Annotated in this window: 21 protein-coding genes; 11 read left to right on the top strand and 10 right to left on the bottom strand. The window is 62.9% G+C overall.

The genetic code is table 11. From position 1 onward, the window contains the following. Positions 1-89: 89 nt before the first annotated feature. Positions 90-1,499, bottom strand: coding sequence for a glutamate--ammonia ligase (gene glnA / locus EL255_RS20250; RefSeq protein ID WP_042652898.1), 1,410 nt, complete (start codon positions 1,497-1,499; stop codon positions 90-92). A 351-nt stretch (positions 1,500-1,850) separates the two neighbouring features. On the opposite strand from glnA, the gene typA reads away from it, so the two are divergent. The 3 genes from typA (at position 1,851) to dtd (ending at position 5,199) form a co-directional block, all read left to right on the top strand. Then, a complete protein-coding gene (gene typA / locus EL255_RS20245; RefSeq protein WP_042652897.1) occupies positions 1,851-3,662 on the top strand; it encodes a translational GTPase TypA in 1,812 nt (603 codons plus the stop codon). Between the two features lie 151 nt (positions 3,663-3,813). Beyond that, complete coding sequence (locus EL255_RS20240) at positions 3,814-4,686, top strand: virulence factor BrkB family protein (RefSeq protein WP_042652896.1); 873 nt, start codon at positions 3,814-3,816, stop codon at positions 4,684-4,686. Positions 4,687-4,761: 75 nt separating this feature from the next. After that, positions 4,762-5,199, top strand: a complete 438-nt coding sequence (gene dtd / locus EL255_RS20235; protein WP_042652895.1) for a D-aminoacyl-tRNA deacylase — start codon at positions 4,762-4,764, stop codon at positions 5,197-5,199. Here the strand turns inward: dtd and EL255_RS20230 are convergent. Then, positions 5,196-5,864 carry a spermidine synthase gene (locus tag EL255_RS20230; RefSeq protein ID WP_042652963.1) on the bottom strand — a complete coding sequence of 223 codons (669 nt, stop codon included), beginning with the start codon at positions 5,862-5,864 and terminating at the stop codon, positions 5,196-5,198. The two genes, dtd and EL255_RS20230, sit on opposite strands and share 4 nt — an antisense overlap. 51 nt (positions 5,865-5,915) lie before the next feature. On the opposite strand from EL255_RS20230, the gene EL255_RS20225 reads away from it, so the two are divergent. After that, the gene (locus EL255_RS20225; RefSeq protein ID WP_042652894.1) at positions 5,916-6,821 is read left to right on the top strand and encodes a bifunctional GNAT family N-acetyltransferase/hotdog fold thioesterase; all 906 of its coding nucleotides are present in this window, start codon (positions 5,916-5,918) and stop codon (positions 6,819-6,821) included. Positions 6,822-6,859: 38 nt separating this feature from the next. Here EL255_RS20225 and EL255_RS20220 read toward each other — a convergent pair whose 3' ends face one another. The 4 genes from EL255_RS20220 to EL255_RS20205 form a co-directional block, all read right to left on the bottom strand. Continuing rightward, positions 6,860-8,926: an AsmA family protein gene (locus EL255_RS20220; RefSeq protein WP_042652893.1), complete on the bottom strand. Its 2,067-nt coding sequence runs from the start codon at positions 8,924-8,926 to the stop codon at positions 6,860-6,862. 162 nt (positions 8,927-9,088) lie between these two features. Continuing rightward, positions 9,089-11,158, bottom strand: a complete 2,070-nt coding sequence (gene recG / locus EL255_RS20215; protein ID WP_042652892.1) for an ATP-dependent DNA helicase RecG — start codon at positions 11,156-11,158, stop codon at positions 9,089-9,091. Between the two features lie 167 nt (positions 11,159-11,325). Next, positions 11,326-12,675 (bottom strand): CDP-diacylglycerol--serine O-phosphatidyltransferase, encoded by a 1,350-nt coding sequence (gene pssA / locus EL255_RS20210; RefSeq protein WP_042652891.1) that lies wholly within the window; start codon positions 12,673-12,675, stop codon positions 11,326-11,328. A gap of 159 nt (positions 12,676-12,834) precedes the next feature. Further along, positions 12,835-14,142 (bottom strand): GntP family permease, encoded by a 1,308-nt coding sequence (locus EL255_RS20205; RefSeq protein WP_232018885.1) that lies wholly within the window; start codon positions 14,140-14,142, stop codon positions 12,835-12,837. Positions 14,143-14,363: 221 nt separating this feature from the next. On the opposite strand from EL255_RS20205, the gene EL255_RS20200 reads away from it, so the two are divergent. Genes EL255_RS20200 through EL255_RS20190 form a run of 3 tightly spaced genes read left to right on the top strand, consistent with a single transcriptional unit; the run spans position 14,364 to position 17,317 of the window. Continuing rightward, the gene (locus EL255_RS20200) at positions 14,364-14,873 is read left to right on the top strand and encodes a gluconokinase (protein ID WP_042652889.1); all 510 of its coding nucleotides are present in this window, start codon (positions 14,364-14,366) and stop codon (positions 14,871-14,873) included. Next, positions 14,870-16,666, top strand: coding sequence for a phosphogluconate dehydratase (gene edd, locus EL255_RS20195; protein WP_042652888.1), 1,797 nt, complete (start codon positions 14,870-14,872; stop codon positions 16,664-16,666). Before EL255_RS20200 ends, edd begins: the two co-directional genes overlap by 4 nt. Before the next feature lie 9 nt (positions 16,667-16,675). Next, a complete protein-coding gene (locus tag EL255_RS20190) occupies positions 16,676-17,317 on the top strand; it encodes a bifunctional 4-hydroxy-2-oxoglutarate aldolase/2-dehydro-3-deoxy-phosphogluconate aldolase (RefSeq protein ID WP_042652887.1) in 642 nt (213 codons plus the stop codon). Between the two features lie 172 nt (positions 17,318-17,489). Here the strand turns inward: EL255_RS20190 and EL255_RS20185 are convergent, their stop codons facing one another. After that, a complete protein-coding gene (locus EL255_RS20185) occupies positions 17,490-18,497 on the bottom strand; it encodes a substrate-binding domain-containing protein (RefSeq protein WP_042652962.1) in 1,008 nt (335 codons plus the stop codon). An 89-nt stretch (positions 18,498-18,586) separates the two neighbouring features. On the opposite strand from EL255_RS20185, the gene EL255_RS20180 reads away from it, so the two are divergent. Next, positions 18,587-19,237: a Qnr family pentapeptide repeat protein gene (locus EL255_RS20180; protein ID WP_042652886.1), complete on the top strand. Its 651-nt coding sequence runs from the start codon at positions 18,587-18,589 to the stop codon at positions 19,235-19,237. Between the two features lie 141 nt (positions 19,238-19,378). Here the strand turns inward: EL255_RS20180 and EL255_RS20175 are convergent, their stop codons facing one another. Together EL255_RS20175 and gpmM are read right to left on the bottom strand one after the other, a co-directional pair. Continuing rightward, entirely contained in the window at positions 19,379-20,782 is a 1,404-nt protein-coding gene (locus tag EL255_RS20175) for a peptidoglycan DD-metalloendopeptidase family protein (protein ID WP_042652885.1), read from the bottom strand. A 9-nt stretch (positions 20,783-20,791) separates the two neighbouring features. Next, complete coding sequence (gene gpmM / locus EL255_RS20170) at positions 20,792-22,321, bottom strand: 2,3-bisphosphoglycerate-independent phosphoglycerate mutase (protein ID WP_042652884.1); 1,530 nt, start codon at positions 22,319-22,321, stop codon at positions 20,792-20,794. Positions 22,322-22,669: 348 nt separating this feature from the next. Between gpmM and EL255_RS20165 the strand changes: the two genes are divergently transcribed. Genes EL255_RS20165 through gpsA form a run of 3 tightly spaced genes read left to right on the top strand, consistent with a single transcriptional unit; the run spans position 22,670 to position 24,626 of the window. Further along, a complete protein-coding gene (locus EL255_RS20165) occupies positions 22,670-23,101 on the top strand; it encodes a rhodanese-like domain-containing protein (protein ID WP_042652883.1) in 432 nt (143 codons plus the stop codon). Positions 23,102-23,148: 47 nt separating this feature from the next. After that, entirely contained in the window at positions 23,149-23,619 is a 471-nt protein-coding gene (secB, locus tag EL255_RS20160; RefSeq protein WP_005890810.1) for a protein-export chaperone SecB, read from the top strand. Between the two features lie 2 nt (positions 23,620-23,621). Beyond that, positions 23,622-24,626 carry an NAD(P)H-dependent glycerol-3-phosphate dehydrogenase gene (gene gpsA / locus EL255_RS20155; protein WP_042652882.1) on the top strand — a complete coding sequence of 335 codons (1,005 nt, stop codon included), beginning with the start codon at positions 23,622-23,624 and terminating at the stop codon, positions 24,624-24,626. A 75-nt stretch (positions 24,627-24,701) separates the two neighbouring features. Here gpsA and nfuA read toward each other — a convergent pair whose 3' ends face one another. Continuing rightward, on the bottom strand, positions 24,702-25,280 hold the full coding sequence (nfuA, locus tag EL255_RS20150; RefSeq protein ID WP_042652881.1) for a Fe-S biogenesis protein NfuA: 579 nt from the start codon (positions 25,278-25,280) through the stop codon (positions 24,702-24,704). Positions 25,281-25,443: the final 163 nt, after the last annotated feature.

Below are 25,443 nucleotides of genomic sequence, written 5' to 3'. Positions count from 1 at the left end.
GGCCGGATCCATGGCGCTGTGACTCGACCGATCAGACAAAAAACCCGCCATCTGGCGGGTTTTTTTCACGATAAAACAAGCACGTCGGCTTAGACGGAGTAGTACAGCTCGAACTCCAGCGGGTGCGGAGTCATGCGTACGCGATCCACATCGTGCTGCTTCAGCTCCAGGTAGGAGTTGATGAAGTCATCGCTGAACACGCCACCACGGGTCAGGAACTCGCGGTCGGTGTCCAGTGCGGCCAGGGCTTCGTCCAGGGAGCCGGCAACGGTCGGCACTTCTGCGGCTTCTTCCGGCGGCAGGTCATACAAGTTCTTGTCCATGGCATCGCCCGGATGGATCTTGTTGATGATACCGTCCAGACCGGCCATCAGCTGGGCTGCGAAGGCCAGGTACGGGTTGGCAGCCGGATCCGGGAAGCGCACCTCGATGCGGCGGGCTTTCGGGCTCGGCACCACAGGGATACGGATGGAGGCGGAACGGTTACGGGCAGAGTAAGCCAGCATGACCGGCGCTTCGTAACCCGGAACCAGACGCTTGTAGGAGTTGGTGGTCGGGTTGGCGAAGGCGTTGATGGCCTTGGCGTGCTTGATGATGCCGCCGATGTAGTGCAGCGCCATCTCGGACAGACCGCCGTACAGGTCGCCGGCGAACAGGTTGACGCCGTTCTTGGCCAGGGACTGGTGGCAGTGCATGCCGGAGCCGTTGTCACCGAACATGGGTTTCGGCATGAAGGTGACGGTCTTGTTGTAGGCGTGGGCCACGTTGTGGATCACGTACTTCAGAACCTGTACTTCATCGGCCTTCAGGGTGAGGGTGTTGAAGCGAGTGGCGATCTCGTTCTGACCGGCGGTAGCCACCTCGTGGTGGTGCGCCTCGACAACCTGACCCATCTCTTCCAGCACCAGACACATGGCGGCGCGGATGTCCTGGGAGGAGTCAACCGGTGCAACCGGGAAGTAACCACCCTTGACGAAGGGACGGTGACCCTTGTTGCCGTGCTCGTACTCGGTACCCGAGTTCCAGGCAGCTTCTTCGGATTCGATCTTCACGAAGCTGTGGCCCATGGTGTTGGAGAAGGTGATGTTGTCGAACATGAAGAATTCCGGCTCCGGCCCGAACAGCACGGTGTCAGCGATGCCGCTGGCTTTCAGGAAGTCTTCAGCACGCTTGGAGATGGAGCGCGGGTCGCGGTCATAACCTTGCATGGTGGCCGGTTCCAGCACGTCACAGACGATGTTCAGCGTGGTCTCTTCGGTGAACGGATCCAGCTTGGCGGAGGCCGCATCCGGCATCAGCACCATGTCAGACTCGTTGATGCCCTTCCAGCCGCCGATGGAGGAGCCATCGAACATCTTGCCGTCTTCGAAGAACTCTTCGTTGACCTGGTGGGAAGGGATGGATACGTGCTGCTCTTTACCCTTGGTGTCGGTAAAGCGCAGGTCAACAAACTTGACTTCGTGTTCCTGGATCAGGGCCAAAACGTTCTGGGCTGACATGCTAAGTAACCTCCGGTGTTAAAACTCTTTGGGTGAATGCGTCGTCACATTCACATAAGCCAGTATCGTGCCAAGTTTGTGACAGCTTGATTTCAGGGCATTTGCACCGTTTCAGGCTGTCGGGATACCCGCTCTCGTGCAGGGTCGCGCTTCAAAGTGGTGCAACCTTGGATCGTTTTGGTGCACCATCGTGGTGCGCCAGCACGATCAGCCCCCATCTAAGCAGGCTTTCAGCATGGGGTCTATGATCCTGATCCCCTGTTGTGCGTGAATGCACTGCAATTCTGCTAGGCAGATCACAAAGGCGAGAGTACAATTAGCGCCCAATTTTACCCGGTGATTGAGGCGAGAATGTTAGAGAATTTACGCAATATTGCGATTATTGCGCACGTAGACCACGGCAAAACTACCCTGGTTGATAAGCTGCTGCAGCAGTCTGGAACCCTGGACCGTACCACTGATGGTCAAGAGCGTCTGATGGATTCCAACGACCTGGAAAAGGAACGTGGTATTACCATTCTCGCCAAGAACACTGCGATCCGCTGGAATGACTACCGTATCAACATCGTCGATACCCCGGGTCACGCTGACTTCGGTGGTGAGGTTGAGCGGGTTCTGTCTATGGTTGACTCCGTGCTGCTGCTGGTCGACGCCGTTGACGGCCCGATGCCGCAAACCCGTTTCGTGACCCAGAAAGCCTTCGCTAAGGGTCTGAAGCCGATCGTGGTCATCAACAAGGTTGACCGTCCGGGCGCCCGTCCTGATTGGGTTATGGATCAGGTTTTTGACCTGTTTGACAACCTGGGTGCCACCGATGACCAGCTGGATTTCAAAGTTGTCTACGCCTCTGCTCTGAACGGCTGGGCTTCCATGGATCAGAACGTTGAGTCCGACAGCATGGAGCCGCTGTTCCAGGCCATCGTTGATAACGTGAAAGCACCGAATGCCGATCCTGATGGCGGCTTCCAGATGCAGATCTCCCAGATCGATTACAACTCCTATGTGGGTGTTATCGGTATCGGCCGCATCAGCCGTGGTCGCGTCAAGAGCAACCAGCAGGTCACCGTTGTCGGTGCTGATGGCAAGACTCGCACTGGCAAGGTTGGTCAGGTACTGGGTTACTTGGGCCTGGCTCGTACTGAAGTGGCAAGCGCGCAAGCGGGCGACATCATCGCCATCACCGGTCTGGGCGAGTTGAAAATCTCCGACACCATCTGTGATAACAACGCAGTTGAAGCCTTGCCGGCTCTGTCCGTTGATGAGCCGACCGTGAACATGACCTTCCAGGTCAACACCTCACCGTTTGCCGGTAAAGAAGGCAAGTTCGTTACCTCGCGCAACATCCGTGAGCGTCTGGACCAGGAGCTGGTTCACAACGTGGCCCTGCGTGTGGAAGACACTGATGACCAGGACAAGTTCCGTGTATCCGGTCGTGGTGAACTGCACCTGTCCATCCTGATCGAAAACATGCGTCGCGAAGGCTACGAACTGGCGGTATCCCGTCCAGAAGTTATCCTGCGCACCATCGATGGCGTGCTTCACGAACCGTATGAGACAGTCACTGTCGATGTGGAAGAGGCGAACCAGGGTTCAGTCATGGAGCAACTCGGCCTGCGTAAGGGTGAGATGACCAACATGACTCCGGATGGCAAGGGCCGCGTCCGTCTTGACTTCATGATCCCGAGCCGTGGCTTGATCGGTTTCCAGACCGAGTTCCTGACCATGACTTCCGGTACTGGTCTGCTGTATCACAGCTTCGACCATTACGGTCCGCACAAGGGTGGCAGCATCGGTGAGCGTCAGAACGGCGTGCTGATCTCCAACGCCACCGGTAAGGCCCTGACTTTCGCCCTGTTCGGTCTGCAAGACCGCGGTCGTCTGTTCATCGGTCATGCTACCGAGGTGTACGAAGGCCAGGTGATCGGGATCCACTCCCGCTCCAACGATCTGACTGTTAACTGCCTGAAGGGCAAACAGCTGACCAACATGCGTGCCTCCGGTACCGACGAAGCCCAGGTGCTGACTCCGCCGATCCGCATGACCCTGGAACAGGCTCTCGAGTTCATCGACAACGATGAGTTGGTTGAAGTTACTCCAAAGGCTGTCCGTATCCGTAAGAAACTGCTGACCGAGATGGATCGCAAGCGCGCCGGTCGTGCTTGATATCTGTGCATCGACAGACAGAGAGAGGCCTTCGGGCCTCTTTTTTTATGGCCGTTTGGCGGGGTATAGGCCAACTCCATCCGGCCACGGGTGGTCAAATGGCCATGCCATCTGACACAATATCTGCATGATGAAGCCTCTGAGAACCACGATGCAGAACACAATCGCTAGCCGCCTCGGTCACGCCCTCTCCTTCTTGCGCCACGATGGTGCCCACTTCGCCCAGTTTGTTTGGGGTCGTTTCCAGCAGGACAGATTGACCGTCACCGCCGGCTACCTGGCCTACGTGACCCTGCTCTCCCTGGTGCCCATGGTGGCCGTGGTGTTCGGCATGATGTCGGCCTTCCCGGTGTTCCAGACCCTGAAGCAGGCGATGGAGCAGTTCGTCTATCACAACTTCGTGCCGACCGCCGGGGAGGCGCTCAAGGAGTACATCGACGGCTTCGTGGCCAATGCCACCAACACCACGGCGGTCGGTATCGGCGCCCTGATCGTGGTCGCCCTGATGCTGATCTCGGCCATCGACAAGAACCTCAACTACATCTGGCGCTCGACCCAGAGCCGGCCGCTGGCCCAGGCCTTCGCCATGTACTGGATGATCCTGACCCTGGGGCCCGTGCTCATCGGCGCCAGCATCGCCGTCTCCTCCTACATCATCTCGCTGCGGTTCTTCCAGGGCGAGGCGCTGTTCGGGGTGGGTTACTGGCTGCTGCGGGGTCTGCCGTTCCTGTTCTCCGTGTTCGGCTTCCTGTTGATCTATACCGTGGTGCCCAACTGCAAGGTGCGGCTGACCCACGCCTTCATCGGTGCCCTGGTGGCGGCGAGCCTGTTCGAGCTGGCCAAGCGCGGCTTCACCATCTACATCACCAACTTCCCCTCCTATCAGGCCATCTATGGCGCGCTGGCGACAATCCCTATCCTGTTTGTCTGGGTCTACCTGAGCTGGTTGGTGGTGTTGCTGGGGGCCGAGACCACCGCCTGTCTCGGCGAATATGAGAAACCGGGCGCAGAGGAGCTGGGCTGAGCCCACACCTTGTTGCTAACATCAACGGCCGCCTCTTGGCGGTCGTTTCTTTCTGACAAGACAAAGGAGTGATGAGTGATCGCATTGATTCAGCGGGTCTCCGAGGCCAGTGTGACCGTCGAGGGAGAGGTGACCGGTGCCATCGACGCCGGTCTGCTGGTACTGCTCGGGGTGGAGCAGGGGGATGACGAGGCCAAGGCCGACAAGCTGCTGCACAAGGTGAGCGGCTATCGCATCTTCTCCGATGCGGACGGCAAGATGAACCTCAGCCTGACCCAGGCCGGCGGCAGTCTGCTGGTGGTGTCCCAGTTTACCCTGGCGGCGGATACCAAGAAGGGGATGAGGCCGGGCTTCTCCGGCGGCGCTCACCCGAGCGATGCCGAGCGGCTCTATGACTATTTCGTCGCCCAGGCGAAAAATAGCGGCCTGCCGACCGAGACCGGTCGCTTCGCCGCCGACATGCAGGTGCGGTTGCTCAACGACGGCCCCGTGACCTTCTGGCTGCAGGTCTAGGCGGCGTCCTGACGGGTGGCGTGCAGGATCACGTTGAGGTAGCCGGGGACCGGATAGGCCTGGGTGGGGCCGACCCACTCCTCGGCCAGCCGCAGCGCCTGCTCCAGCTCCAGCCGGGTGCGTGGCAGCAGGTTGATGATGAGGGTGCCGCGCAGGCACTGGGCCAGCGCCTGATAGAGCGGGGCCTGGAACAGCAGTCGGGGGTTGCCGTCCTGGCTGAACAGATCCAGCAGCACCAGATCGTAGTGCTCCCTGCTGTCTAACAGGAAACGGAGCGCGTCGGCGTGATGCAGGCGCGGCGGCCGAGCAGAGGGTCCCCCTGGCGCCTGGAAGAAGGCCTGGAAGAGGGTCAGCACCTCGGCATCCAGATCCACGCAGTCGTGGCTTGCCTCGGGCCAGCGTGCCCCCAGATGGCGGGTGAGATCCCCGCCCCCCAGCCCCAGCTCCAGGATCCGGCTCGCCTGGCTTGGCAGCCGCGCGGCTATGTGTTGTTGATGGGGCAGGCAGAGCCGGTCCGGTTCACTGAGGCACATGGCCGATTGCACCACGCCGTCCATCTCCAGCCAGCGGTGCTCGGCGTTTTCCAGGATGCAGAGCCGGCGCTCGGCCTTGGTGCTGAGGTGCAATAAGTGTTCGGCTTGGTACGCTTGCGGATTGAAGTCCATGAATTTGCACGGCAAGATGGTTTTCGACCAGTGTAACTCAAGGATGTATCTATGTACCGGGTGGTCACCCCCCAAACGGCAGCCGAGCTGGAAAGCTACTACCAACTGCGCTGGGAGCTGCTGCGCAAGCCGTTCAATCTGCCAATAGGTTCCGAGCGGGACGAATACGATACCGTCGCCATTCATCGGCTGATGCTGGCCGAAGACGGTACCCCCATCGCCGTCGGCCGGCTGTTCGTCGGTGGTGACGAGGCCCAGATCCGCTTCATGGCGCTGAAACCCGAGTTTCGGGGTCAGGGGCTGGGGGCCCGCATGGTGGAGGATCTCGAGCAGCTCGCCCGCGACGAGAAGGTGAAGCGGCTGGTGATGAACGCCCGCCAGGAGGCGGTGGAGTTCTACCGCCGCTGCGGTTTCCTCGAGGTGGGGGAAGGACCTGTCTCCTTCGGCCGCATCACCCACCGCCAGATGATCAAGTCCCTGAGCCCGCTGCAGACCATCCAGTATCGCCCGGAGTGGTGTCAGGATCTCACCACCCGCTGGTCGCGGGGCATCCCCATCAGCGAGAAGATGGGGGTGCACATCACCCATTACGACGGCCAGACCTTTCATCTCAAGGCCAAGCTGGCGGCCAACCTCAACGTCCACGACACCATGTTTGCCGGCAGCATCTACAGCCAGTGTGTGCTGGCGGGCTGGGGGCTCATCTGGTTGCAGCTCAAGGAGGCCGGGCTGGGGGGCGATACCGTGCTGGCCGAGGGCAATATCAAATACTACCGGCCGGTGAGCGAGGAGCCGGAGGCCAGGGTCGCCCGGGAGGGGATGCCTGCCGTGCTGGCACCGCTCAAGAGCGGGGAGTCGGCCAAGTTCAGCCTGCGGGTGCAGCTGTTCAGCGGCCGCAAGCTGGCGGTGGAGTTCGTCGGCCAGTACGTGGTGCTGCCCATCAAGCGGGGCGGCTAGGGGGCCCGACCGCCTGCCGGTTCAATGACAAGGCCTCATCATGAGGCCTTGTTGGTGTCTGGGGTCGCCGGTTTGGGCTGCGGGCGCCAGAGCGGGCTGCTGCGGCCCTGGGCCGGGTAGCGTACGCCGGCCTCCCAGCCGCAGGAGGCCTCGGCCGGGAAGCTCCAGCTCAGGGTCGGGGCGTCGAGCGGGCCGCGCCAGCGGGCCAGCAGCTCGGCGCAGCGTTGCCCGTTCAGGGCGCCGAGATCCAGCTGCCACTGGCCGTTGACCAGATCGACGCCCCCCTGCAGGGCCAGCAGGTGGGTGATGGTGGAGGCGCCCGCCTGTTCGATCTGGACCAGGCCATTTTCGGCCTTGGCGTTTAGCTTGACGCGATAGAAGGGGGTATCCCCCTGCTGCATCGCCTGCCACAGGCCGTCCGCCGTCAGGGTCGGCGGGGTGGCGCCCTTGAACCACTCGTCCAGCAGCGGATCTATATTCACCTTGTCCCAGAAAGGATCCCTGGCATCCAGGCTCAGGCTGCCCTGCAGGGTGCTGCGCCAGTCGGTCAGCTTCTTGCTCATATCTGCCTGCAGATCAACACCCAGATCCAGCTTGCCCGCCAGCGAGACGGGGGCCCGCAGCAGCCTGCCCCACTGCTCCAGATCCAGCTGCTTGCCCTGTAGTCGCAGGCGGCTGTTCTGGCCTGGTGCCTTGCCCCACTGGCCGCTCAGCTCGATGGCCCCCTCGTCGGGCAAGGTGCTGGACAGCTTGTTGAGCTGCCAGGAGCTCGGCGTCAGTTCGCCATCCAGCTCGCCGTTGCGGGCGGAGAGACCGTCCCACACCAGCTCGAACCACTTGCTCTCCACCCTGGCCCGGCCGAGCAGGGGGCCCGGCTGATCACCGCGCAGGCTGAGGTCGGTCAGGTAGAGCTGCCAGCCGGTCAGCGACAGGGGCAGGCTGTCGTCGAAGGAGAGCACCTTGAGCCGATCGAAGGCCAGCTTGCGCACATCGATCTGCTGTGGGCGCCAGCCTTGCCAATCCTGCCACCACCCATCTGGCAGGCTGATGTCCATGCCGCTCAGGGTCATCTCCTTCAGGGTCAGCTTCTGAAGATCGGGGTCCAGCGCCAGCTCCAGGTTGAACTCCCCATCAAAAGCCTTGCCCTGCAGCTCCGCATCGAGCTGCTGCGGCGAGAAGGCGAGCCGCCCCTTGATCTCTTCCAGCTGGAACAGGCCACGACCGAGATCGGCCAGAGAGCCGGTGAGGTAACCGGTCGGTCGGCTGCCCGCCTGCCACTCGAAGGCGGTGAGCTGGCCGCTGAAGTTGTTGAGGGCGAGCTCCTGGGCGTTGGCGTTGACGCTGGTCTCGTCGAACTGGCCCCGATCCAGGCTGATCCGGCGCAGGGGGAACTCGGCCTGGCCGAGGCTGTCCAGCTCGACCCGCAGGCCACGGGCCTTGAGGCCGCGCAGCTGCAGGCTGCGTGCGGGCCAGTCCAGCACCATGCCGGTCTCCAGCAGGCCGTCGAACAGGTTGGTGGTCAGCTTGTCCGTGCTCAGCACCTGGCCTTCCAGTCGTCCCTTCAGGTTGAGGCGAGCCAGGGTCAGGCTGGGGCTGTCGAGCTGGTTGATGCTGAGGCTCAGGTTGGCCTGGGGCTGGTGCCGGGGATAGATCAGCTCCCAGTCGCTCAGGGTGGCGCTCAGGCCGCGCAGGATGAGCCCGTCGCTCTGCAGGCTGAGGTTGTCGATGTTGCTGTCCCCTATGGTGAGGGAGTGCACCGGCAGGGTCGGCAACTGGTTGGGGAGCGGCAGCTTGATGAGGGGGCGGATGAGATCCAGGTGGGCGATGCGCACATCCCGGTTCAGCCAGTCGATGCTGTCTATCTCCAGGTAGATCTTGTCCAGCTTCACCGCGTCGCCGTACTGCACCTGCTCCGCCAGCAGGGTGTAGGGATGGAGCGGGTTGAATACCAGCCGGCCTATGGTGACTTGCACCCCGGTCTGCTGGCTGAGCCAGTTGGCGATGGGGGCCCTGGCCCGTTCGGCGTCGAACAGGCCGAGACCCACCCAGACGAACAGCAGCAGGAAGGCGAATACATAGAGCAGGGCGCGTAGCCAGGAATTCATCGACATCTTCCTCCTGTTTTCAATGGGTTGTCAGGCGTTGGAATAGTGATCCCGCAGCCCCGGCCTGCGGCGGATCAGCGGGGCAACCTGATATGGATAATCTGTTTGCCCATGAGGAAGCCAGCAATTCATCGGCTTCCTCCTCCTGTTCTCAATGGGGTGTCAGGCGTTGGAATAGTGATCCCGCAGTCCCAGCCAGCGGCGGATCAGCGGATCGACGTGGCTAGGGTGTCTGTCCATCAGGTAGCGCGCCAGCTTCTGCACCTGGGGGATGAGCGATTGGTCCCGCACCAGATCGGCGATCTTGAGATCGGCCAAGCCGGTCTGGCGGGTGCCGAGCAACTCGCCCGGGCCGCGCAGCTCCAGATCGCGCTGGGCGATCTGGAAGCCATCGCTGGTCTCCCGCAGCACCCCGAGCCGGCTCTGGGCCGTCTTGGAGAGGGGGGCGTGATAGAGCAGCACGCAGTGGGAGGCCACGGAGCCGCGACCGACCCGGCCGCGCAGCTGGTGCAGCTGGGCCAGCCCGAGCCGCTCCGGGTTCTCGATGATCATCAGGCTGGCGTTGGGCACATCCACCCCTACCTCGATGACGGTGGTGGCGACCAGCAGCTGCAAGATGCCGGCCTTGAACTCCTCCATCACCCGTTGCTTCTCGACCGGCCGCATGCGGCCGTGCACCAGCCCGATATGCAGGCCGGGCAACAGGTTCTGCAGCTCGGCGGCGGTGTCCTCGGCGGCCTGGCACTCCAGCACCTCGGACTCCTCGATCAGGGTGCAGACCCAGTAGGCCTGCTTGCCCTCCTCGCAGGCCAGCTTGACCCGCGCGATCACGTCGCCCCGGCGAGTGTCCGGCAGGGCGACAGTGGTGATGGGGGTACGGCCCGGCGGCAGCTCGTCGATGACAGAGGTGTCGAGATCGGCGTAGGCGGTCATCGCCAGGGTGCGGGGAATGGGGGTGGCGGTCATGATCAGCTGGTGAGGATGTACCCCCTCCCGCTCTCCTTTCTCGCGTAGGGCGAGGCGCTGGTGCACCCCGAATCTGTGCTGCTCATCGATGATCACCAGGGCGAGGCGCTGGAACACTACCTGCTCCTGGAAGATGGCGTGGGTGCCCACCACCATCTTGACGCTGCCATCGGCGATGGCGGCGAGCTGGGTTTCCCTGGCCTTGCCCTTCTGCTTGCCCGCCAACCAGCCGACCTTGATGCCGAGCGGCTCCAGCCAGTGGGCGAAGTTGATGGCATGTTGCTCGGCCAGCAGCTCGGTCGGCGCCATCAGCCCCACCTGGCAGCCGTTGCCTATGGCCTGTAGCGCCGCCAGCGCCGCGACCAGCGTCTTGCCGGAGCCCACGTCCCCCTGCACCAGCCGCATCATGGGGTAGCTGCGTTGTAGATCCTGACTGATCTCCGCCACCACCCGGTTCTGGGCCCCGGTCGGCTTAAACGGCAGGGCGCCGAGCAGCTGCTTGACCAGGGTGGGGGCCGGCTTGAGGGACCGGGCCAGCTGGGTCTGGGCCTGAGCGCGGACTTTCAGCACCGACAGGTTGTGGGCCAGCAGCTCTTCCAGCACCAGCCGCTGCTGGGCCGGATGCTGGCCGCTCTCCAGCAGCGCCAGCGCCACCGAGGGAGGAGGTCTATGCAGCAGGCGAAGGGCGGCGGCGAGTTCTATCTGGTGCGGGTAGAGGCCGGCGGGCAGCAGCTCCTCCACCCCGTACAGCTCGAGCTGGGCCAGCGCCTGATCGGTGAGGCTGCGCAGGCTGAGCTGGCGCAGCCCCTCTGTGGTCGGGTAGACGGGGGTAAGTGCTTCTTCGGTCTGGCCGGCCTGCTCCTCGCCGAGCAGCTTGTACTCGGGGTGGGCCATCTCCAGCCCGTATTTGCCGGGGCGCACCTCGCCAAAGCAGCGCAGCAGGCGACCGGGGGCCAGGCTGTTCTTCTGGGCGGCGGTGAAGTTGAAGAAGCGCAGGGTCAGGCTGCCGGTGCCATCGCTGATGCGGCACACCAGCATGCGGCGGCGGCCCATCACCAGCTGGGTGTCCTGGATTTCGCCCTCGACGGCGCCGTGCAGCCCGGGCGGCAGATCGCCGATGGGCCACACCTGGGTGCGATCCTCGTAGCGCAGGGGCAGGTGGAACAGCAGATCCTGTACCGTCGCCAGCCCCAGCCGCTCGAGCTTCTCCAGCATCTTGCTGCCGACGCCCTTGAGGCTATCGAGGGAGATTTTATCCAATTTCATCAATTAGATGCCCGAAAATACTGTAAATATGTCCAGATGATAGGGGTTGTTGATGGCTCGATGCAAGCCGTGTTGCTGTGAGCCGGGTTGGGTTGCCGCATCTGAAAAAGGCCTGCCGAAAACGGGAGGCCTTTGGGTGGGGGCTGAGACGGAAGCCGAATTGCGGTCTAGATGATTCGCTTGAGCAGGATATGAGCCCTGACCCTGTGGATCCGGGCCAGCAGCTTGCGCACCTGCTCAGGGTAATCCTTGATCTGCTCTATCTGGTCGAAGTGGCTGATGCGACGGGCGTGCGCCAGGATGTTGGCCCGCTCCTCGGCAAAGCGCTCGCGCAGGTGGCGGTGCTGATCGTGTACCAGCAGGCCATTCTCCAGATCCAGCGCCCAGGCGCGGGGATTGAGGTTGTTGCCGGTGAGCAGCGCCCACTCCTCGTCCACGAAGATGCCCTTGAGGTGATAGGAGTTCTTCTCGCAGCACCAGAGCATCAGGTTGAGACGACCCGAGTCGATGTGACGCTGGTTGCGCTCGGCAAACCGGCGCAGGTTGGTCTCGTACAGGTAAGGCAGCCCGCCTATGGTGGAGAATTTCTCCTCCGGTGGGATGAAGAAGTCGTTGGCTGTCTTGTCACCGACCACTATGGTCACCTTGCAGCCGCGCTTGAGCAGCGCCTCTACGTCCTTGTTCAACTCCTTGGGGGGGTTGAAATAGGGGGTGCAGATGAAGATTTCCCGCTCGGTGGCGCGCACCAGGTTGCGGATCATCCGGTTGAGCTGGTTGCCACGCTTGCCCAGTCCCGCCATGGGGGTGATGGCGACGTCCTCGGCCCCCACCAGCGTGCTCTTGAAGCGATACTGGCTGGTGCGCAGGCTGTGCTTGAAGCGCCGGATCGGCCCCTTCAGCAGCTTGGCGCTGGGGATCTCGGCCCGATCCAGCCGTTGCACCGCTTCGCTGCGCAGGAACACATCGTCCACATAGTTGACCATGCTGCGGGTCAGCTCAGGGCTGGTGATCTGGTGGTAGCGATCGAAGCGGTAGCGCTCCTGCTGGTGCAGGTAGATGTCGTTGAGGCTGGCACCCGAGTAGAGCAGGGTATCGTCGAAGATGAAGCCCTTGAGGTGCAGCACGCCGAGCAGCTCACGCCCCTTCACCGGCACGCCGTAGATGGCGATCTGGTGCTCGTGGCGGGCGGCCATCTCCTGATACATCAGGTGGTTGCCCCCCTGCTTGCCCTTGCCGATCAGGCCGCGCTGGGCGCGGTGGAAGTCGACGAAGAGCTTGATGTCGAGGGCGGGGTTGCGTTGCTTGGCGGCGTAGAGCGCGCTCAGTATCTCCCGTCCCGCCTCGTCATCCTGCAGATAGAGGGCGACGAGATAGATGCGCTGGGTCGCGCTGGCGATGAGCGAGAGGATCCTGCTTTTGAACTCTTTGGCGCTGCTGAGCACCTGGAACCGATCCGCGGGGACCGCGATCTGGGGCAGACGAGTCAGCAACTGTCGATAATGTGCCGATGAATGCATAGAGAAACCTGAAATCACGGGGTTAAGCGTTCCACTCGGGGCAATGAATAGGCGATTCTAGCAATCTAGGCGGTGAATACCCAACAAAGAATCGACGGCTCTGGGAGCCGTCCATTGAAAACGGGTCGGGAGAGGTCCCGACCCGTCTGTCTGGCGAGGTTAAAACACCACGCTGGCCATGGCCACGATGAGGAAGGCGATGGTGCCGAGCAGGGTCTCCATCACGGTCCAGGTCTTGAGGGTGGTCTTCACATCCATGTTGAGGAAGCGGCCGACCAGCCAGAAGCCGGAGTCGTTGAAGTGGGAGAGCACGGTCGCACCACCGGCGATGGCGATGACGATGAAGGTCAGGTCCAGTTCGCTCAGGCCAGGGGTGGCGGCAACCATGGGCGCCATCAGGGCCGCGGTGGTGGTGAGGGCCACGGTCGCAGAACCCTGGGCTACCCGCAGGGCGGTCGAGACCAGGAAGGCGGCCAGGATCACCGGCATGCCGGTGTCAGAGAGCACGTCCGCCAGGGCGGCACCGATGCCGCTGGCACGCAGTACGCCGCCAAACATGCCACCGGCACCTGTCACCAGGATGACGGCGCAGACAGGGGCCAGCGCATCGTTACAGAATTTCTCCAGCTGTATCTTGCCCTGTTGCTTGCTAAAGACCCAGACCGCGTAGAGCAGGGTGATCAGCAGTGCGATCGGGGTCTTGCCGACCATGCGCAGGATATTGACCCAATCAGCCCCTTTGTCGACCATGCCCATGGCGCCCAGGGTGTTGAGGCCGGTATCCATGAAGATGAGTGCCAGCGGCAGCAGCAGGATGGAGATCACCTGGCCGAAGCTTGGCAGCTGGCCGGCCGGGATGGCCGCCGGGTCGGTAAAGCTCGGCGGCAGCGGCAGGTCGAACTTCTTGCCGGCCCACAGGCCATACAGATAGGCACCCAGATACCAGGTCGGGATGGCGACGAGCAGGCCGACTATGGTCAGCAGGCCGATGTTGGCGCCGAGCAGCTCACTGGCTGCAACGGGGCCGGGGTGGGGGGGCATGAAGGCGTGCATCACCGCGAAGGCGCCCGCAGACGGCAGTGCATATTTGAGCACAGAGCCACCAAACTGCTTGGCTACGCTGAAGATGATGGGCAGCATGACGATGAGGCCCGCATCGAAGAAGATGGGGAAGCCAAACAGCAGGGAGGCCACACCGAGCGCAAGAGGAGCGCGATGGGCACCGAAGCGGCTGATCAGGGTGTCGGCCAGCACCTTGGCGCCGCCCGTCATCTCCAGGATCCGGCCTATCATGGCGCCGAGACCGACCAGCAGGGCCACCCCGGCCAGGGTGCTACCGAATCCGCCCAGCATGGTCGTTACGACCTGATCGTAGGCCACGCCGGTGGCGAGGGCCGTGACCAGGCTGACCAGCGTCAGGGCGACGAAGGCGTGGATCTTGAAGCGCATTATCAACAGCAACAACATGATAATTGCACCGCCTGCTACCGAAAGCAGGTAGGCGACATCGGGGGTATTAGCCACACCTTCCATAATTTTTCTATCCTCAAAAGTTCCAGTTATCGTCTTGCACAAATCTGTGCACCACTTCACATGCCATGACGTTACCGGTAACATGTTACCGGTAACGTGGTAAGTTAGAAGTCATCTACGGTACGTTTTTTGAGAAATGGGATAGAGGTCAAACAATGGCTGGTAAGAGTATTATCGTGATGGGCGTCTCCGGCAGCGGCAAATCGTCGGTCGGGGCTCGGGTGGCTCAGGTCATCGGCGCCAAGTTTATCGACGGCGACGATCTGCACCCTCGTGCCAACATTCAGAAGATGGCGGGCGGCGCCCCACTCAACGATGAGGATCGCGCCCCCTGGCTGGAGCGGATCCGCGATGCGGCCTACAGCCTGGAACAGAAGAACGAGGTGGGGGTGATCGTCTGCTCCGCCCTCAAGCGCCACTATCGCGATCAGATCCGCGAGGGCAACGAATCGGTCAGGTTCCTGTTCCTGGATGGGGACTACGAGCTGATCCTGGCGCGGATGAAGGCCCGTCACGGTCATTTCATGCGCGAGAGCATGCTGCAGAGCCAATTCGATGCGCTGGAGCGCCCGGATGGCGAAGCTGGGGTATGTTGTATCGATATCGACGGCGGCTTCGAACAGGTTGTCGACCGCGCCGTCACCGCACTGGAGCAAGCAATATGACTCATCCCATCATCCTCGAGGTCACCGCCCGCATCCGTGCGCGCAGTGCCACCCGTCGCCAGGCCTTCCTGGCCCGCATTCAACGCCAGGCGGAGCAGGGCAAGACCCGCGCCGCCCTGGCCTGTGGCAACCTGGCTCACGCCGTCGCCGCCTGCAGCACGGACGAGAAGGGTCGCATCCTCGATCTGACCCGCGCCAACGTCGGCATAGTCACCGCCTACAACGACATGCTGAGCGCCCATCAGCCCTATCAGGGCTACCCGGACCAGATCAAGGCGACCCTGGCCGAGCTGGGCCACAGTGCCCAGGTCGCCGGCGGGGTGCCCGCCATGTGTGATGGCGTCACCCAGGGCCAGCCCGGGATGGACATGTCACTCTTCTCCCGGGATCTCATCGCCCAGGCCACGGCGCTGTCCCTCTCTCACAACACCTTCGACGCCACCCTGCTGCTCGGCATCTGCGACAAGATAGCGCCGGGCCAGATCATGGGGGCGCTCTCCCATGCCCATCTGCCCACCGCCTTCGTGCCGGCCGGCCCCATGGCCAGCGGCATCAGCAACGATGACAAGGTGAAGGTGCGCCAGCAGTATGCCGCCGGTCAGGTGGGCCGCGAGGCGCTGCTGGAGATGGAGTGCGGCGCCTACCATGCGCCCGGCACCTGCACCTTCTATGGCACCGCCAACACCAATCAGCTGGTGTTCGAGGCCATGGGCCTGATGCTGCCGGGCTCCGCCTTCGTGCATCCCCACAGCGAGCTGCGCCACGCCCTCACCGCCGAGGCGGCGCGCCGCATCAGCGCCATGATCCCCGGCTCCCCGGCCTATCGTCCCTTGAGCGAGGTGCTGGACGAGCGCTCTCTGGTCAACGGCCTGGTGGCCCTGCTCGCCTCCGGCGGCAGCACCAACCACAGCATCCACATGGTGGCGCTGGCCCGCGCCGCCGGCCTGCATCTGACCTGGGACGACTTGAGCGATCTTTCCGACGTGGTGCCGCTGTTGGTGCGCATGTACCCGAACGGCCCGGCCGATGTAAACGCCTTCGAGCAGGCCGGTGCCGTGCCCGGCCTGATGCGCCGGCTGGCACAGGAGGGGCTGATCCACATGGATGCCACCCCGACCTTCGGCGAGATGCAGGATTACCTCAGCCGCCCCCTGCTGGTGGATGGCAAGCTGGTGTGGCAGCCGGTGGGCGAGAGTAGCGATACGAGCGTGCTCTCTCCCACAGGCTCTGTATTCCAGGCCACAGGCGGCACCAAGCTGCTGTCTGGCAATCTGGGCCGCGCCGTGGTCAAGGTCTCGGCCGTGGCCCCGGAATATCGCGTGATCGAGGCACCGGCCAAGGTCTTCTCCTCCCAGCATGCGGTGGAGGCGGCCTACCAGGCCGGCGAGCTCAATCTGGATGCGGTGATAGTGGTGCGCCACAATGGCCCCGCCGCCAACGGCATGCCGGAGCTGCACAAGCTGATGCCGGTGCTCGGCAACCTGCAGAAGGCGGGTCACAAGGTGGCGCTGGTCACCGATGGCCGCCTGTCCGGTGCCTCCGGCAAGATCCCGGCCGCCATCCATGTCACCCCTGAGGCCCTGCACGGCGGCGCCATCGGATTGCTGCGAGACGGTGACCTGCTGCGGGTGGATGCCGAATCGGGCCGCCTGGATTGCCTGACCGATCTGAGCGGCCGTACCCCGGTCGAGCCGGATCTCAGCCTGGAGCAGGAAGGCTGGGGCCGTGAACTGTTTAGCGTGATGCGTCGCGCGGTATCGAGCGCCGAGTGTGGCGCCACCATCTTTGACTGAGGAAGAGCTATGCAAAACTGGAAACTGACCCCTGCCGAGGTGTTTGCCGCCTCCCCGCTGGTGCCCGTGATGGTCATCAACGACCTGGAGCAGGCCCTGCCGATGGCACAGGCGCTGCTGGCGGGTGGCATCTCGGTGTTCGAGATCACCCTGCGCACCCCGGTGGCACTGGATGCCATCGCCCTCATCGCCAAGGCGATGCCGGAGGCCATGGTGGGGGCGGGGACCGTGCTCAACTGCGCGCAGTTCGATGCCGCCGTGGCCGCCGGTGCCCGCTTCGTCATCTCGCCGGGGATGACCCCGGCGCTGTTGGCCCACGCCGCCAAGAGCACGGCGCCGCTGATCCCCGGGGTCGCCACCGCCTCCGAGGTGATGCAGGCGCTGGAGGCGGGTTATAGCCACCTGAAGTTCTTCCCGGCCGAGGCCAACGGCGGCACCAAGGCGCTCGCGGCCATCGCCGCGCCGCTGCCGCAGGTCCGCTTCTGCCCCACCGGCGGTATAGGCCCGCACAACGTCGCCGATTATCTGGCGCTGAAATGCGTTGCCACCGTCGGCGGCTCCTGGATGCTGCCGGCCGATGCGGTCAAGAACGGCAACTGGGAAGAGGTGACTCGCCTCTCCCGCGAAGCCGTCGCCCTGGTCCAGCGCTAACCTAGCCTGGCGCCAAGCCGCCACCTTGCTTGCCAAGCCAACAGGCCACCCTCGGGTGGCCTGTGTTATTTCTGTGGGGGCTCGGGGTGCCGGCTTGAGCCGGCCAGGGGGAGGGTCGTCATTGCCTATCCCTTATGAGCGGGGAGGCGGGGAGTCAGGGGATCGGGCTTATTCAGCCCAGACTCTCCCCTTCATAGAGGGAGAAGCCCAAGTCCATGCGGCTGTCGGGTCTGGGCTGGCCGCCCAGGCGGGCCAGCAGCATGGTTGCCGCCTCACGGCCTATCTCCTCGCGCGGGGTGACTATGCTGGCCAGCTTGGGGGTCATGGCGTGGCCGATGTCGAGGGCGTTGCAGCCGGCGATGGCGATCTGCTGGGGCACGGGTATCCACCTGGCCTGGCACTGCAGCAGGGCACCGACCGCCACATCGTCGTTGGTGCAGAACAGGCCGTCCAGATCGGGGTAGCGCGCCAGCGCCTGCTCCAGCAGCTGGCCGCCCAGGGTGAAGCTGGAGGATTGTTCGGTCAGCAGGTGCTGGCCATCGAGGCCGAAATCGGCCATCGCCTGGTAGTAGCCCTCCATCCGCAGCTGGGTGCGCACATCGAGCCGTGCCCCCAGGTAGACCACCTTGCGGCGCCCCCGGCGCAGCATCTCTGTTACCATGGCCCGGGCCGCGGCCCGGTGATCCATGCCGACCACCATGTCGATGGGGTTCTGCGGCAGATCCATGGTCTCCACCACGGGGATGCCGGCGGTGGCGATCATCTTGCGGGTGCGCTCGGTGTGCAGGCTGTCGGACAGGATCAGGCCATCCACGTGGTATGAGAGCAGGGAGGCCACCTGCTCCTCTTCCTGTTCCGGATTGTAACCGTAGTGGGCGAGCAGGGTCTGGTAACCGGCGGGGCGGGTCACCGTCTCTATGCCGTGCACCAGGGCGGAGAAGACCTGGTTGGAGAGAGAGGGGAGCAGGATGCCGATCGCCTTGCTGGTGGCGTTGGAGAGAATGTCCGGTGCCCGGTTGGGGATGTAGCCCAGCTCTTCCACCACGGCGGCGATCCGCCCCCGGGTGCCCTCGGCCACTGTGTGTGGATCGCGCAGGTAGCGGCTGACGGTCATCTTGGTGACCCCGGTCTGATCGGCGATGTCTTGCAGGGTGGGGCGGCGTTTGCGGGTGTCGTTCATCTTGGGTTCCGGCAGCAATGTTACAGGTAACATTACCTTTTTCACGCAATAAAGTCAGCATATGACGCCATCATTAGGAGAAATTTCGGATGATCAAGGGCAAGTGCTTCGAGGGGAAGCGATTCGAGCAGCAGGAAGTGGAAGGGGAGCAGTTCGCTGACTGCCGCTTCATCGACTGCAACTTCTCCTGGTTGGATCTGAGCGAGAGCCGCTTCGTCGACTGCAGCTTCTACGAACGGGAGCGCGAACTCGGCTGCTCGCTGCAGGGCTGCGATCTGCGGGAGGCCAGCTTCCTGCGCTGCGACCTGACCCTGGCGGATCTGAGCCGCAGCCAGTGCCTCGGGCTGGAGCTGCGCGACTGCCAGGCCATGGGCATCAACTTCGCCCGTGCCAGCTTCGCCAACCAGATCACCGTCAAGAGCTACTTCTGCGAGGCCCATCTGACCGGCAACAACTTCAGCTACGCCAACTTTGACGGCTGCCTGCTGGAGCGGTGCGAGCTGAGCGGCAACCGTTGGCAGGGGGCCAGCCTGCTGGGCGCCTCGCTGGCGGGATCCGATCTCAGCGGCTCCGAGTTTGGCCAGATAGACTGGGCCAGCTTCAACCTGCAGGGCTGCGATCTGCGCCAGTGCGACCTGCCCGGGCTGGATCTGCGTCTGGTCAAGCTGGACGGCGTGCAGATAAGCGAGGATCAGCAGCAGGGGCTGCTGGAGCAGATCGGCATGGTCGTCTTCCCCTGATGGCGCCAACCAGGATGGTGCGGGAAACTTCGTAAGTTTTCGTCATCGGCCAGCGAGATGGGCCTGGGCCAGCATGAAAAAAGCCTGCGGATGCAGGCTTTTTTCATGAGGCGCTCGATGGCATGTGCTCTTGAATACCAGTTAGCGCTTGGCCAACCACTTGGTCGGGTTGATGGCCTCACCCTGATAGCGGATCTCGAAGTAGAGGCCGGGTCTGTCCTGGCCGCCGCTGTCGCCGACCAGGGCCACGGGTTCGCCCTGCTCCACGCTCTGGCCAACCTGGCGCAGCAGTGACTGGTTGTGACCATAGAGGCTCATATAGCCTTTACCATGGTCTATCACCAGCAGCATGCCGAAGCCGTCAAGCCAGTCGGCGTAGACCACCTGTCCTGGCGCCACCGCCTTGACCTGGGTGCCTTCGCTGGCGCCGATCAGGGTGCCTTTCCACTTGAGCTCGGCGGTACGAGCCGAGCCGTAGGAGATGAGGATCGGGCCCTGTACCGGCCAGCGCAGGCTGCCATTGGTGCTGAGGCCACCGTAGCCGCCTGTGCTTGCCTTGGCGCTGCTGCGCGCGGCGGCTTGCTGTTGAGTCACCTTGTTTTGTTGTGCGGTCACTCTCTGCTGCTCGGCGGCGAGCCGTTGCTGCTCGCCGGCCTTCTGCTGTTGCGCCGCGATCCGCTGTTGTTCCGCAAGCCGCTTCTGTTCGGCGGCCAGGCGTTGTGCCTCCAGGCGACGCTGGCGTTCCTGTTCGGCTTTCAGCTTGGCGAGGCGTTCCCGCTCGGCCCGCTCACGGCGCTCCTGCTCTTCCCGCTGGCGGCGCAGCTCTTCCAGCCGGGCCTTCAGGGCCTTCTCCGCCTTGACCAGCTTGGTCAGCTTCTGCTCGTCATCCTGCACCGACAGCTGCAGCTGGTTGCGCACCTTGGCGCGGCTCTGCTGGCTGGCCAGCAGGCTCTGGTGGGACGCTTGCTGTTCGCTCAGCAGGGCTTGCAGCTTGCTTTCGGTCTCCTGGGTCGCCTGCTGGTTCTTGGCCAGCTTGGCGCGGGTCGCGCGCAGGGCGTCGATGGCCTCGATGCGGGCCTTGTTGAGATAGTCGAAATAGTCGAGGGCGCGGCTCAGTTTGGCCGGATCCTGCTGATTGAGCAGCAGTTTGAGGTAGTCGTGGTTGCCCGCCTGGAAGGCGCTTTCCGCCTGCTTGGCCAGCAACTGTTTCTGATGTTTGGCTTGTTGCTCCAGATCCAGCTTGTCCTGCTGCAGGTTCACCAGCTTTTGCTGGTTCTGCTTCAGCTGCAGTTTGGTCTGATCGAGCTTGGCGGCGGCGGCCGAGATGGCCTGCTCATCGGCCTTGAGCTGGGTATTGAGTTTGGCCAGCTCCTGCTTGCTGAGCTTGATGGTCTTCTGCTGTTCCTTGATCTGGGACTGCATGGTGCCGAGCTGCTGGTTGGCAGCCTGGGCCGTGCCGGCAGCGCCGATCAGGCAAAAAAACAGCGCGCCGGCCAACAGGCCGACGCGACTGGTTTTGGTTGAAATAACTTCGCATCCCCGCATGGGGCAGGATTATTTCAGAATCATCAGGGGCTTGCCAGTCATTTCCGGCGGCACAGGCAGACCCATCAGGGTCAACATGGTCGGGGCCAGATCGGACAGTTTGCCACCTTCCAGCACCTCGGCCTTGCGACCGAAGTAGATGAGGGGAACCGGCAGATTGGTGTGGGCGGTGTGCGCCTGACCGGTCTCTTCGTCCAGCATCTTCTCGGCGTTGCCGTGGTCGGCGGTGATCAGGCATTCGCCACCCACCTCGGCCAGGGCCTCGGTGACACGACCGATGCAGTGATCGACGGCCTCACAGGCCTTGACCGCGGCATCGAACACGCCGGTGTGACCGACCATGTCGCCGTTCGGGTAGTTGCAGATGATGACGTCGTACTTGCCGCTCTTGATGGCGCCGACCAGCTTGTCGGTCAGCTCTTCGGAGCTCATCTCCGGCTGCAGATCATAGGTGGCCACTTTCGGGCTGGCGACGATCTCGCGATCCTCACCGCTGAAGCAGGACTCTTCGCCACCGTTGAAGAAGAAGGTGACGTGGGCGTACTTCTCGGTCTCAGAGATGCGCAGCTGGGTCTTGCCCTGCTTGGCCAGCCACTCACCCAGGGTGTTCACCAGGGCTGTGGGCGGGTAGGCGCAGGTGGTTTTGATGTCGGCGGCGTATTCGGTCAGCATCACGAAGTTCAGCGCCGGGGTGACGGCACGGGCGAAGCCGGTGAAGTCGCTGTCGACGAAGGCGCGGGTGATCTCGCGGGCACGGTCGGCACGGAAGTTCATGAAGATCAACGCATCGCCATCCTGCATGGGGGCGGCGGCACCGATGCGGGTGGCCTTGACGAACTCATCGTTCTCGTCGCGGGCATAGGCGGCGGCCAGGGCTTCGCTGGCGCTGTCGGCGGTAAACTCACCCTTGCCCTGAGTCATCAGGTCATAGGCTTGCTGCACGCGGTCCCAACGGTTGTCACGGTCCATGGCGAAGTAGCGGCCGATCATGGAGGCGAAGCGACCCTTGCCCAGGCGGGCAAACAGGGCATCGAACTGCTCGATGGAGGACTGGGCGGAGCGCGGCGGCACGTCGCGGCCATCCAGGAAGGCGTGGAAATAGATCTGCTCGGCGCCACGCTTGGCGGCCATCTCGATCATGCCCATGATGTGCTCTTCATGGCTGTGTACGCCACCCGGTGACATCAGACCCATGATGTGCACGGCCTTGCCGTTGGTCACGGCGCCGTCAACAGCCTTGGCCAGCTCGACGTTCTGGAAGAAGTCGCCGTCCTTGATCTCCTTGGAGATGCGGGTCAGCTCCTGATACACGATGCGACCGGCACCTATGTTGACGTGACCCACTTCGGAGTTGCCCATCTGACCATCCGGCAGACCCACATCCAGGCCGGAGCCGGAGATCAGGGTGCTGGTGTAGTCACGGGCGAGACGGTCGAGGTTGGGGGTCTTGGCGGCAGCGACGGCGTTGTGCTCTTGCTTGGTGCTGTAGCCCCAACCGTCCATGATGACCAGAACCAAAGGTTTCTTAGCTGTTGACATAAGGCTATGTCCTCTCGGATAGGAATGAATTGCAGGAAGTGAAACTAGCGTAATATTACTACATCTGCCGAAATAGTCACCTGATAGCCAAGCCCCTCTGCGGCTTGGATTTTTTGCTGTTATCGGCCCGTTTTCGGCATGTTGCCGGCTTGTCTGCCAACCTCGTCATCGTCTTTACAACCGCTTTTGCATGCCCGCCAGACCCGCGTCTATGGCCGCTCTTCATGGGGGGAAACCCGCGCTCAACCCCTGATGGGAGCTTGCTCTCGCTTTGCCGCCAAGATGGCTGATCTTATCGGGGGCCCCATGTATACTCGGGCCCTTGTCTTGGTCCCTGGATAGTAGAAGATGCAAGAGTATTTGGATTTTGCGGCCCGCAACCCGCTGCTGGCAGCAGCCTGGTTCGGCCTGGCAGGCACCCTGGTGTACACCACGGTGCGTGCTCGTTTTTCTCCGGTGAAGGCGGTGAACAACCACACCGCCACCCTGCTGATCAACCGTGAAAGTGCCACAGTGGTGGACATTCGCAGTCAGGAAGAGTTTGCCAAGGGCCACCTGGCCGGCGCTCATCACCTGCCCCTCACCCAGATCCAGGCCAATAATCTGGGTCCGGTTGAAAAGCATAAAGATGCCCCCATCATAGTGGTGTGCGAGTCGGGGATGACCGCTGGTGGCGCGGGTCGCCTACTGAGCAAGGCCGGTTTCAAGCAGGTGTATACGCTCAGCGGTGGCATGGCCCAATGGCGTGCAGAGAATCTGCCGGTAACCAAAAAACGCTGATTTAAGGGCCTGCGCCCACTCATTTTCTTAAAAAGGAATCAAACGAAATGGCTGACGAAATCAACAACCAGGAAGTGCAACCGGAATTCCACATCCAGCGTGTCTACACCAAGGATGTCTCCTTCGAAGCGCCGAACACTCCGCACATCTTCCAGAAAGAGTGGCAGCCGGACGTCAAGCTGGACATGGACACCAAGACCAGCGTGCTGGCCGACGGCGTGTACGAGGTCGTGCTGACCCTGACCGTGACCTGCAAGCTGGAAACCGAGACCGCCTTCCTGTGTGAAGTGCAGCAGGCCGGTATCTTCTCCATCGGCAACCTGCCGGAGCCGCAGCTGGCTCACTGCCTGGCCGCCTTCTGCCCCAACATCCTGTTCCCCTATGCCCGCGAAGCCGTGGCTAACCTGGTGAGCAAGGGCTCCTTCCCGCAGCTGAACCTGGCACCGGTCAACTTCGATGCCCTGTTTGCCCAGCACATGGCGCAGGCACAGGCCCAGCAGGCGACTGCGGAAGCCTGATAATGGCCGACCAGATCGCTATCTCGGTCTTGGGGGCGGGGTCTTACGGCTCCGCCCTTGCCATTTCTCTGGCACGCAACGGTCATCCGACCCTGCTGTGGGGTCACGATCCCGCTCATGTCGCCGTGCTGGAACAAGATCGCTGCAACAAGACCTTCCTGCCGGATGTCCCTTTCCCCGCCGATCTGCAGCTGACTGCCGACTTGCAGCAGGCGGTGCAAGCCGCCCCCGTGCTGCTGCTGGTGGTACCGAGCCATGTGTTCGGTCAGGTGCTGGCCCGGGTCAAGCCCTTCCTGCGCCCCGATACCCGTATCGCCTGGGCTACCAAGGGGCTGGAGCCGGACAGTGGCCGGCTGCTGCAGGACGTGGCCCGCGAGGTGCTGGGTGAGGATATCCCGCTGGCGGTGATCTCAGGCCCGACCTTCGCCAGGGAGCTGGCCGCCGGGTTGCCGACCGCCATCTCGGTGGCGTCGACCCACGACGACTTCGCCGACGATCTCTCGCTGCTGCTGCACTGTGGCCGTTCGTTCCGGGTCTATACCAACCCGGACTTCATCGGCCTGCAGCTGGGCGGGGCGGTCAAAAACGTCATCGCCATCGGTGCCGGCCTCTCCGACGGCTTGGGTTTTGGCGCCAACGCCAGGACAGCGCTCATCACCCGGGGTCTGGTGGAGATGCAGCGCCTTGGCGCCGCCCTCGGTGCCGATGCCAAGACCTTCATGGGGATGGCGGGGCTCGGGGATCTGGTGCTGACCTGTACCGACAACCAGTCTCGCAACCGCCGCTTCGGGCTGGCGCTCGGGGCTGGCAAGACGGTGGAGACCGCCATGGCCGAGATCGGCCAGGTGGTGGAAGGCTATCGCAACACCAAGGAGGTGCATCTGCTGGCGGCCCGCTGCGGCGTCGAGATGCCCATCTGCGAGCAGATCTTCCAGGTGCTCTATCAGGGCAAGAACCCGAAAGAGGCCGCCATCGCCCTGCTCAGCCGGGACAAGCGCGACGAGTGATCCTGTTCGGCTCGCCGGATAGCAAAAGGCCCCGCCAGGATCTGGCGGGGCCTTTTTCATGAGCGGCAGGGCCGATCAATAGTAGGAGTGATCACCACGCTGGTGCTCGGTGGCATCTTTCACGCCGTTGAGCTCGCCCGGGAATTTCTCCAGCAGTTGCTTCTCGATCCCCTCTTTCAGGGTGTAATCCACCTGTGAGCAGCCGTTGCAACCACCACCGAACTGCAAAATCGCCAGCTTGTCGTCGGTGATGTCAATCAAGGTCACCTTGCCACCGTGACCGGCCAGCATGGGGTTCACCTCTGACATCAGCACGTATTCGATGCGATCGGCCAGGGGGGCATCGTCGGCGACCTTGCGCATCTTGGCATTCGGCGCCTTGAGGGTGAGCTGGGAGCCCATCTGATCGGTGACGAAATCTATGGTGGCATCCACCAGATAAGGGGAGCTCAGGGGATCGACCAGGCAGTCGAAGCCGCTGAAAGGCAGGTGTTGATCTTCCGGGTCCACCGCATCCGGTGGGCAATAAGAGACGCCGCACTCGGCGTTCTGGGTTCCCGGATTGACCACAAACACCCGGATATTGGTGCCATCAGGCTGATTTTCCAGCAGCTTGCGGAAATGCGCCTGGGCGGTGTCGGAAATGCTGATCATCACTATCCTCATAAACCTGAGTGTACGACTAGGGTATTCATGATAACTCTCTTGGCAGGGCTTGGGTAGCATGGCAGTAGTTGCTTGCTGTGCTTCATGATGTGACAGAGAGCGGCAAAGTGCTCACTCCGTTACTCCTTCATGCCGTGGTTATAAAAATGAG

Source organism: Aeromonas encheleia (assembly GCF_900637545.1).
Lineage (GTDB): Bacteria > Pseudomonadota > Gammaproteobacteria > Enterobacterales > Aeromonadaceae > Aeromonas > Aeromonas encheleia.
Note: the sequence above shows the minus strand (reverse complement) of the source record. Positions and strands in the feature narration are given on the sequence as shown.

Coding starts and splice junctions, on each gene's coding strand:
- EL255_RS20175 (WP_042652885.1), bottom strand. CDS start 20,782: ATGCGGGGATGCGAAGTTATTTCAACCAAAACCAGTCGCGTCGGCCTG.
- glnA (WP_042652898.1), bottom strand. CDS start 1,499: ATGTCAGCCCAGAACGTTTTGGCCCTGATCCAGGAACACGAAGTCAAG.
- EL255_RS20225 (WP_042652894.1), top strand. CDS start 5,916: ATGTACCGGGTGGTCACCCCCCAAACGGCAGCCGAGCTGGAAAGCTAC.
- EL255_RS20165 (WP_042652883.1), top strand. CDS start 22,670: ATGCAAGAGTATTTGGATTTTGCGGCCCGCAACCCGCTGCTGGCAGCA.
- secB (WP_005890810.1), top strand. CDS start 23,149: ATGGCTGACGAAATCAACAACCAGGAAGTGCAACCGGAATTCCACATC.
- nfuA (WP_042652881.1), bottom strand. CDS start 25,280: ATGATCAGCATTTCCGACACCGCCCAGGCGCATTTCCGCAAGCTGCTG.
- recG (WP_042652892.1), bottom strand. CDS start 11,158: ATGAAATTGGATAAAATCTCCCTCGATAGCCTCAAGGGCGTCGGCAGC.
- EL255_RS20200 (WP_042652889.1), top strand. CDS start 14,364: ATGGCTGGTAAGAGTATTATCGTGATGGGCGTCTCCGGCAGCGGCAAA.
- typA (WP_042652897.1), top strand. CDS start 1,851: ATGTTAGAGAATTTACGCAATATTGCGATTATTGCGCACGTAGACCAC.
- EL255_RS20180 (WP_042652886.1), top strand. CDS start 18,587: ATGATCAAGGGCAAGTGCTTCGAGGGGAAGCGATTCGAGCAGCAGGAA.
- EL255_RS20185 (WP_042652962.1), bottom strand. CDS start 18,497: ATGAACGACACCCGCAAACGCCGCCCCACCCTGCAAGACATCGCCGAT.
- EL255_RS20220 (WP_042652893.1), bottom strand. CDS start 8,926: ATGAATTCCTGGCTACGCGCCCTGCTCTATGTATTCGCCTTCCTGCTG.
- EL255_RS20205 (WP_232018885.1), bottom strand. CDS start 14,142: ATGTTGTTGCTGTTGATAATGCGCTTCAAGATCCACGCCTTCGTCGCC.
- EL255_RS20240 (WP_042652896.1), top strand. CDS start 3,814: ATGCAGAACACAATCGCTAGCCGCCTCGGTCACGCCCTCTCCTTCTTG.
- EL255_RS20230 (WP_042652963.1), bottom strand. CDS start 5,864: ATGGACTTCAATCCGCAAGCGTACCAAGCCGAACACTTATTGCACCTC.
- gpsA (WP_042652882.1), top strand. CDS start 23,622: ATGGCCGACCAGATCGCTATCTCGGTCTTGGGGGCGGGGTCTTACGGC.
- EL255_RS20190 (WP_042652887.1), top strand. CDS start 16,676: ATGCAAAACTGGAAACTGACCCCTGCCGAGGTGTTTGCCGCCTCCCCG.
- gpmM (WP_042652884.1), bottom strand. CDS start 22,321: ATGTCAACAGCTAAGAAACCTTTGGTTCTGGTCATCATGGACGGTTGG.
- pssA (WP_042652891.1), bottom strand. CDS start 12,675: ATGCATTCATCGGCACATTATCGACAGTTGCTGACTCGTCTGCCCCAG.
- edd (WP_042652888.1), top strand. CDS start 14,870: ATGACTCATCCCATCATCCTCGAGGTCACCGCCCGCATCCGTGCGCGC.